The organism is Arthrobacter sp. H14 (genome assembly GCF_000520495.1).
Lineage (GTDB): Bacteria > Actinomycetota > Actinomycetes > Actinomycetales > Micrococcaceae > Arthrobacter_C.
This window is the reverse complement of the sequence record NZ_KI914646.1, coordinates 98,829-106,079: the sequence shown is the minus strand read 5'-3', so window position 1 is coordinate 106,079 and position 7,251 is coordinate 98,829. Positions and strand designations below refer to the sequence as shown.

General features: G+C 60.7%; 7 protein-coding genes. 5 read left to right on the top strand and 2 right to left on the bottom strand.

Going from position 1 to position 7,251, the window contains the following annotated elements:
• Both Y707_RS24710 and Y707_RS0109180 read left to right on the top strand, forming a co-directional pair.
• Positions 1-851 (top strand): tyrosine-type recombinase/integrase (locus Y707_RS24710; protein WP_035780982.1); only part of this gene is annotated, 851 nt, incomplete at its 5' end.
• Positions 852-1,200: 349 nt separating this feature from the next.
• A complete protein-coding gene (locus Y707_RS0109180) occupies positions 1,201-2,274 on the top strand; it encodes a DNA polymerase IV (protein ID WP_442853287.1) in 1,074 nt (357 codons plus the stop codon).
• A 94-nt stretch (positions 2,275-2,368) separates the two neighbouring features.
• On the opposite strand, the gene putP is transcribed toward Y707_RS0109180, so the two are convergent.
• Complete coding sequence (gene putP, locus Y707_RS0109175; RefSeq protein WP_026534860.1) at positions 2,369-3,898, bottom strand: sodium/proline symporter PutP; 1,530 nt, start codon at positions 3,896-3,898, stop codon at positions 2,369-2,371.
• Positions 3,899-4,045: 147 nt separating this feature from the next.
• Positions 4,046-4,726: a haloacid dehalogenase type II gene (locus Y707_RS24705; protein WP_035780942.1), complete on the bottom strand. Its 681-nt coding sequence runs from the start codon at positions 4,724-4,726 to the stop codon at positions 4,046-4,048.
• Between the two features lie 212 nt (positions 4,727-4,938).
• Here Y707_RS24705 and Y707_RS24700 point away from each other — a divergent pair, with 212 nt between their 5' ends.
• From Y707_RS24700 to Y707_RS24690, 3 genes are all read left to right on the top strand, one after another.
• Entirely contained in the window at positions 4,939-6,111 is a 1,173-nt protein-coding gene (locus Y707_RS24700) for an AI-2E family transporter (protein ID WP_081744743.1), read from the top strand.
• Positions 6,112-6,235: 124 nt separating this feature from the next.
• Positions 6,236-7,009, top strand: a complete 774-nt coding sequence (locus tag Y707_RS28930; RefSeq protein WP_051441821.1) for a DUF4232 domain-containing protein — start codon at positions 6,236-6,238, stop codon at positions 7,007-7,009.
• Between the two features lie 52 nt (positions 7,010-7,061).
• Positions 7,062-7,251 (top strand): DEAD/DEAH box helicase (locus tag Y707_RS24690; RefSeq protein WP_035780941.1); only part of this gene is annotated, 190 nt, incomplete at its 3' end.

Sequence of the window (7,251 nt, the reverse complement as noted above, 5' to 3'; positions counted from 1 at the left end):
GGGGTCAACGCTCCGTTGGCACTATTCGGCACACTGAGGTGCAGACCTGGGTGTCAAACCTCGCCAAAGAGAAGAGCCCGACGACCGTAAATCGTGTCCATGGTGTACTGGCCTCCATCCTGGACGGCGCGGTGCAGGACAAGAGAATCGCCAAGAACCCGGCCCGAGACATAAAACTTCCGACGAAGAGAAAGGCCAAGAAAATTTACCTGACACATCTCCAGGTCGACAGGTTGTCCAAGGCGTCTAAATACCCTGACTTCATCCTCTTCATCGCTTACTCCGGCCTTCGGTGGGGCGAAGCCACCGGTTTACGCGTCGGAGACGTCGACCGTACGCGCCGACGGGCACAAATAGAAGAGAACGCCGTGAACGTCAATGGCCGTATTCAGATCGGAACACCGAAATCCAACGAGCGACGATCCATCGTCTACCCGGCCTTCCTCAACGATGCAATAAAACGAGCGTGCGAGAACAAGCGCCCCGAGGATCTACTCTGGCCGAGCATAGAAGGTAAACACCTGCGTTCTGGCAACATGGACAGCGGCTGGTTCATTGGAGCTGTGAAGCGCGTGAGGGCCGCTGACGAAGCTGCCGCTGCCGTCGCAGAAAAGAACGGAGAAGAAGCTCCTCCGATCATGCCGAGGGTCACACCCCACGACTTACGGCACACAGCTGCTTCGCTCGCCATCAGCGCCGGCGCAAATGTGAAAGCACTACAGCGTATGCTCGGACATGCCAGCGCGGCTATGACCCTCGACCGGTACGCTGATCTGTTCGAGGATGATCTGGACTCCGTGGCCGAGGCCCTGGACCGCCACCGCACCCTGAGCCTGATGACAACACCCTGACAATCAAATGACAACGGAATACCTGTTTGCGCCTGTAACTGCATGTGAACATATGGGCCAATACGATAGTGAATACGAGTAAACAAGATAAAATATCCACGTAACTGCAATGGTATGTCAATGGGTTCAAATCCCACCGTCACCGCCATTAGAAGGTCCCGCTTTCCCTTGTAAACAGAGGGAAGCGGGACCTTTTGCTTTGCCCCAATTGGAGTGCATAAGAAAGATTTGCTGAAACTCTTATTACCGCGGTGACTCCCGGAGATCACCAGCTCAAGGCGGCGGGCTCCGCGGCCAGGCGCGATAGAGAGCCGATGCTTGCCCGGGATGTTTAGGGCAGACTGGTGGTGTGAGCGGAATCCGGTGGGTGCTGCACGTCGATCTCGACCAGTTCATAGCGGCGGTCGAAGTGCTCCGGCGGCCGGAGCTTGCTGGCAAGCCGATCATTGTCGGCGGTCGGGGCGACCCCACGGAACGAGCTGTGGTGTCGACCGCATCCTACGAAGCCAGGGTGTTCGGAGTGGGTTCCGGAATGCCCTTACGCATTGCGGCCCGGAAAGTCCCCGATGCTGTGATTCTGCCCGTCGATCACGAGGCTTACCTCGCAGCCTCCGAAGCGGTGATGGCTACTCTGCGTGCGCAGCCGGGCGCCACCGTGCAGGTGTTGGGTTGGGATGAAGCCTTTGTGGGCACGGAGACAGAGAATCCGGAAGACTACGCCCGGCAGGTGCAGTCCGCTGTCCTAAAGCGAACGCAGCTGCATTGCAGCGTGGGCATCGGCGACACCCTGGTCCGAGCCAAGGTCGCCACCGGTTTCGGTAAGCCGGCCGGCGTCTTCCGTCTCACTTCCGGGAACTGGCTCGCCGTCATGGGTGGTCGGCCCACCAAGGACCTGTGGGGTGTCGGAACCAAAGTGTCGGGCCGACTGGCCAAACTCGGCGTCAACACAGTCGCCGAGCTTGCCGCGTCCGATCCCCAAAGCCTCGTGCCGGAGTTCGGGCCCAAGATGGGTCCTTGGTACGCGGAGCTCGGACGCGGGGACGGCACCAGCATTGTGGACGATACCCCGTGGGTAGCCCGCGGGCATAGCCGGGAGATAACCTTCCAGCGCGACCTGACCGAGCCTTGCCAGGTGGAGGATGCCGTGAGGGAGCTGACAGCGCGTGTCCTTGAGGATGTTGTGGCCGAAGGACGGCCCGTGGTTGGGCTGACCCTCAAGGTTCGATACGCGCCGTTCTTCACCAAGACCCACGCGGGGAGGGTTCCCGGGACATTCGACCGGAACGAAATCCTCGCACGGGCCTTGGACCTCGCAACCGTAATCGAAGCGGGCCGTCCGATCAGACTCCTGGGCCTGCGGGCCGAAATGGCGATGCCCGACGATGCCCGAAAGGGACATACGCCAACCCGCGGCGGTTGGTGACGGCGCCGCTGCCTTCCTTAAAGAAGTGCGGCGGCCACACCCGGGATGGGTGCGGCCGCCGTACTAATGCGGAGATTACTCCAGCAAAGAGTGGTTACCGAGTGGTGACCGTTTCCTTCTCGGCCGGAGCAGAGTCCGGGAACTCGACGCGGCGGACCGCTTCGTCGAACTCTGCTTCAATCTCTGCATTCGGCTTGAACGTCATCTTGCTGACGACGACGGCGACGATCACGTTGAGGATGAACCCGGGCACAATTTCGTACAGGAAGCCGGACAATTCGGAATTGCCCCACGTGAAGACAACGACGGCGCCAGCGATCATGCCGGAAAGCGCACCGGCCGTTGTCAGCTTCCTCCAGTACAGCGACAGCAGCACAGTCGGTCCGAAGGAGGCGCCGAATCCGGCCCATGCGAATGCAACGAGCGCGAGAATCGACGAATTGCGGTCAGTTGCCAGCACAATCGCGATGATCGATACGACGAGCACACCGATGCGCCCAAGGACAACTCCGCGCTTCGGGCTGAGTGACTTCTTGGCAATCATGTTGTAGAGGTCTTCCACCAATGCTGAGGAGCTGACCACCAGCTGTGAGGAGATGGTGCTCATAATTGCGGCGAGAACGGCAGCCAGGACGATACCTGCGATCATCGGGTGGAAGAACGCCTGCGACAGCGCCAGGAAGATTGCTTCCGGGTCTGCCAGCGACAGCTGTGGATTCTGCTGGAAGTAGGCCACGCCGACCAGTGCCATGAGTATGGCTCCGAGGACGCTGATGACCATCCAACCGATTCCAATGCGGCGGCCGGCCTTGGCATCGCGGGGGGAGCGCAGCGCCATGAAGCGGACGAGGATGTGCGGCTGTCCAAAGTAACCCAGTCCCCATGCGGCGGCGGAAACAATAGCTAGGAATCCTGTGAGGGTCCCCGCGCCTGCGACGATATTGAGCATCGAAGCATCTACCTGGCGGATGGACTCGGTCATGCCGCTGAAGCCACCGACTTGAGTCAGCCCGATGATAGGAACCACGAGCAGTGCGATCAGCATTAGCAAGCCTTGGACGACGTCGGTGAATGTGGCGCCCATGAACCCCCCGAAGAGGGTGTAGAGGATAGTCACACCGGCGACAACGGCGATTCCCAGATAGTAGTTGGAATCAAAGGAGCTCTCGAAGAATGTTCCGCCGGCGACCATGCCGGAAGAGACGTAGAAGGTGAAGAAGGCAAGTATGATGATGCCGGAAATGATCCGCAGCGCACGAGACTTGTCCTTGAGCCGGTTTTCGAAGAAGCTCGGCACGGTGATGGAGTTATTGGATACCTCGGTGTAGCTACGCAGGCGCGGGGCCACGAACTTCCAGTTCAGCCAGGCGCCGATGGTCAGGCCAATAGCTATCCACGCTGCGGTGAGGCCGGAAAGGTAGATTGCTCCTGGCAAAGCCAGCAGCAACCAGCCGGACATATCAGAGGCGCCGGCGCTGAGTGCGGCTACACCGGGCCTGAGTTTCCGGCCGGCAAGCATGTAGTCGTCGAGGTCGCTGGTCCTTTTATAGGCATACCAGCCGATCCCCAGCATGGCGATCATATAGACCACCATGGCCAGAATCTTGAACGTCTGGTCGGTCATAAGTGTCCTTCCGTATCTGACGGGGGTGCTTGATGGCAGCATTTCTGGGAAAGTGCTGTGTGCAGCCGCCCACTATTCCAAGGATCCACACAGGTTGGCTAATTACGTGAGTTGGCCCACAGTTGCGGCTCTTGACAAAAATGGGATTTAGGGGGCCAATCCGACCGCCGCCGTGAGTTCCGTGATCGCCGTTACGGAGAAGTCAGGAGCGTTGAAATGCGCGGGGTATTCTGCGCCCGTCCGATTGATCCATGCGGTCTGCAATCCGGCCCGTGAGGCGCCGTCGATATCCCAGGGATGAACGGCGACGAGCAGCATATTGGCGGGGTTTTCACCGGTCGATTCGGCGGCATATTGGTACGGCGCCCGCGCCGGTTTCCAAGCAGCGGCGTCCTCCACCGAAAGCAACGCTTCAAAACAGTCCCGGACACCGGCAGAAGTGAGCAATTGCTCCGAGATTTCCACCGCCCCGTTGGTCAAGGTAATTAACCGCGCTCCGGCATCCTTCAGTCCGGTGATTCCGTCGGCTACGTCGGGATGCACAGGCAGCGAACCGAAGCCTTGAAGAACATGTTCGACGGCGTCATCCATCCTCCGGTTCAGCGGCACCGTGTTGAGCACATTACGGAGAACGCCATCGGCGATGGCGGAGAACTTCTCCTTGGTTCCGGCCGCGGCAAGGGCAAAGCCGTCGCGAAGAACGCCGGCGAACCACAGGTCGGCCAGATATTCAGGGGCGCCGACGTCGTCGAACCTTGTCTTTAGCGGAGAGGTGTCGGAGAGGGTTTCATTGACGTCGAAGACGATGACGGTTGGTGGTTGGCTCATGGAGACTCCTTTGATCCACGGGACGGGATTGCCCCATCGTTCAGTTCTACCTTGCGGTCGCCGACATCAGAAGACCCCTGCCGGGCAGCGCTGACGCTCTACTGCACTACCACCGGGCGGCGCCGCCGTTTGGATCACATTGTCGGCGCTGATCGATAGAGTGGACATAGCGACCAGTGCAGAGCCGGGGGCTCGCCGAAAGGATCACGCCGATGAAGCGCAAACGCAGCAGTTCCGCCGACAATCTGGAGCCCGGGGCGGTGCATGTCGCGAGCCAGGTCCGACGCCGGCCGGCTGTCTCCAGCGTGTGGTCGGACAGCCTGGGAAGGGTGGCCATGCGCACCCTTCAGATTCTGCTCATTCTGACGCTCGCGATCGCGGCGGTTTACGCGTTAATCCAGTTGAAGCTGGTGGTCATTCCCCTGCTGATAGCACTGTTGCTGGCAGCGGCGATCAGTCCGTTGGTGAATTTCATGCGGCGGAGGAATGTTCCCAAATTGCTGGCCACGTGGATCGCGTTGCTGACTTCTGTAGCCTTCTTGGGCGGCATCATCACCGCAATTATTTTTGCCGTACGGAATCAGTGGGACGAACTTGTTTCCAATGCCTCCCAAGGCCTCGATCAGTTGCAGCAATTCATCGTCAGAGGTCCGCTGCCCATTGATGCCCAGCAACTGACCCAGGCGCGCGAAGCCGCGATCGATTTCATCACCAGCAGCCAGTTCGGCAACAGCGCGATTGCGGGCTTGAGCGTCTTCACGTCCATGGTCACCGGCCTGCTGCTGACCGTCGTCGTCCTCTTCTTCTTCCTGGAGGACGGCCAGGAAATCTGGAACTTCTTTCGTAGGCCGCTGCGGGGTCAACACCTGGCCCGGGCCCAGCGCATTGGCGATAGTTCCATGGTGGTGATGGGTGGCTACGTTCGTGGGACCGCTCTCATCGCCCTGGTTGACGCAACCGCCATCGGCCTGGCGCTGATGTTTCTCGGAGTTCCGCTGGCCCTGCCGCTGGCGGTCATCGTGTTCCTCGGCGCGTTCATTCCTATAATTGGTGCCACGATAGCCGGGGCACTGGCCGCGCTGGTTGCACTCGTGACCAACGGTCCGTTCGTGGCCCTGATCGTGGTGATCGTCATCATCGGCATTCAACAGATCGAAGGCAATCTCCTGCAGCCGCTCATCATGAGCCATACGGTCAGGCTGCATGCTCTGGTCATTCTGCTCGCGCTGGCTGCAGGAACGATTCTGGGCGGCATCGTTGGAGCGATCCTGGCAGTTCCCATGACCGCTGTCGCCTGGACAGTAATTAAGGTCTGGAACGTGCCGGACCGGGATCAGACGCCGTCAAGCCAACCGGACCGCAGCGGCGAAGAACAGGCAGTCTGAACCGGTAGCAGGACACCGAGTCACACGAGTCCATTTCCGTCACACAGGTTACGAACCGGCACCAATTGCCTGAACAGCGCCAGAAGTGGTTGACTCGGTCACCCGCTGCCTCCAAGGTGTTGCTATGAGCATCCGAGGCTGGGAACGCAGCACCCTTCTAGCGGCCGCATCGGTCGCCGCCGTCATGGGCTTGACCGCCTGTGGGCCAACATCTGAACCCGCCGCACCCGAAACCTCCGGATCCGGCAGCAGTTCCTCGGCGGAGGCCAGTCCCAAGGACGCGGAATCGACGCCGGAGACAGAAACCGGCGAATCCGAGGCACCCGCGACCGGGTCCGCTTCGGAGAATAACGACGACGGCGGGGACCAGAACCAGCAGCCGGCGGAGGGTGACGATGCCGCCGTCGACAATCAAGAAGATGCCCAAGCGGAAGCGCCGGCCGGGTCCAAGCCGGACAAGGATGACAACGACCCGGCCCTGTGCGATGCCGCCGACCTGGCCGGCAGCGTTGAGGAAATCCGGGGCGGAGCGACGGCCGGAAGCGTTTACCGTGGCCTGAAAGTTACCAACACCAGCGGCGATCCATGCGTGCTCGCGGGTTACCCCGGAGTTTCCTACGTCGACGCCGATGGGAAACAGATCGGCGCCGCGGCAACACGCAATACCTCGGAACCGGCGGTGTCCATCGACCTGCAGCCCGGAGAATCCGCCATGGCGACGCTGAAGCAGACCAAAGCCTCCAATTATGGCGATCAGTGTGAGCAGGTTGAAGCATCCGGCCTGCGTGTGTACCCGCCCAGCGCATACGATTCCCTGATCGCCGAGCAGCACATCACGGCATGCGCAGATCCCCTGATAGAACTCATGACGATTGGGGCCTTCCAGCCCGTGGAGTAGCCGAGCCGCCCCCGCCGCCGATAATGTCGGCAGCGTGGGAGATGATGAGGCTATGAAGTCGCCGCTGGCCGGATTTACGCAGGCAACCCGTGAGTGGTTCCTGGGTGCTTTCGCCGCGCCAACGACGGCCCAAGAGGGTGCATGGGATGCGATTTCGGCCGGTTCCAACGCCCTGGTGGTTGCCCCCACCGGGTCGGGCAAGACGCTGGCGGCGTTTTTGTGGGCACTGGACCGGCTGGGGG